The organism is Isoptericola sp. NPDC056578 (assembly GCF_042793275.1).
In the GTDB taxonomy this organism is placed as follows: Bacteria; Actinomycetota; Actinomycetes; order Actinomycetales; family Cellulomonadaceae; genus Isoptericola.
In genome coordinates, this window is record NZ_JBHTVC010000095.1 from 9,982 (window position 1) to 10,955 (window position 974).

At 72.5% G+C, this 974-nt stretch carries 1 protein-coding gene and 1 tRNA gene; one reads left to right on the forward strand and one right to left on the reverse strand.

What is annotated here, in order from left to right; translation table 11 throughout:
- Window positions 1-39 precede the first annotated feature (39 nt).
- Entirely contained in the window at window positions 40-666 is a 627-nt protein-coding gene (locus ACFQ80_RS21915; RefSeq protein WP_429729957.1) for an ANTAR domain-containing response regulator, read from the reverse strand.
- Between the two features lie 184 nt (window positions 667-850).
- On the opposite strand from ACFQ80_RS21915, the gene ACFQ80_RS21920 reads away from it, so the two are divergent.
- Window positions 851-924 (forward strand) — tRNA-Leu (locus ACFQ80_RS21920).
- The last annotated feature ends 50 nt before the right edge of the window (window positions 925-974 follow it).

Consider the following 974-nt stretch of genomic DNA (forward strand, 5'->3'; position numbering starts at 1 on the left):
CGCAGGACTCCTCCTGCGACCGGGCCACCGTGGTGCGGATCAGGCTCCGCCGACCTGCTCGATGACGGCGTCCGCGACCTCGCGCATCGTGAGGCGGCGGTCCATCGACGTCTTCTGGATCCAGCGGAAGGACTCCGGCTCGCTCAGGCCCATCTTGGTCATCAGGAGGCCCTTCGCGCGGTCCACGCGCTTGCGGGTCTCGAACCGCTCGGTGAGGTCCGCGACCTCGGCCTCGAGCGCCCCGATCTGCTGGTAGCGGGAGATCGCGATCTCCACCGCCGGGAGCAGGTCCGCAGGCGTGAAGGGCTTGACGACGTAGGCCATCGCGCCGGCGTCACGCGCCCGCTCGACGAGCTCGGTCTGGGAGAAGGCGGTGAGCAGGACGACGGGCGCGGCGTGCGCCTTGCCGATCCGCTCGGCCGCCGAGATGCCGTCCAGCTCGGGCATCTTGACGTCCATCACGACGACGTCGGGCTTGAGCTCGGTGGCGAGCCGCACCGCGGTCTCACCGTCGCCCGCCTCGCCGACGACGTCGAACCCCGCCTCGCGGAGCGTCTCGACGACATCCATCCGGATGAGCGCCTCGTCCTCGACGACGACCGCGCGACGCGCGGGTCGCTCCGGCGTCTTCGGGGCCTCGGGCTCCTGGTCGATCAGGGGCGGCAGGTCGAGCGGCACCGTCGCCTCGGGCTTCGCGTCGTGGGGCTTCTCGTCGGTCACCCGTCCATCCTAGTGGCCGCGAGGGGGCGCCGCGTCCCGTGCCGGGTGTGACGAGGGCGACGGCCTGCCCGCCGACCAGCGGTCGGACGGTTCGGCCACCGCCTCGAGCGCGTGGTTGGATGGGCGGCGCGCCCCGGTAGCCCAACCGGCAGAGGCAATCGGCTCAAACCCGATCCAGTGTGGGTTCGAATCCCACCCGGGGCACCCCGCAGCCGCACGACGACGGCCCGTGCCCCTCGGCGAGAAGCCGAGGG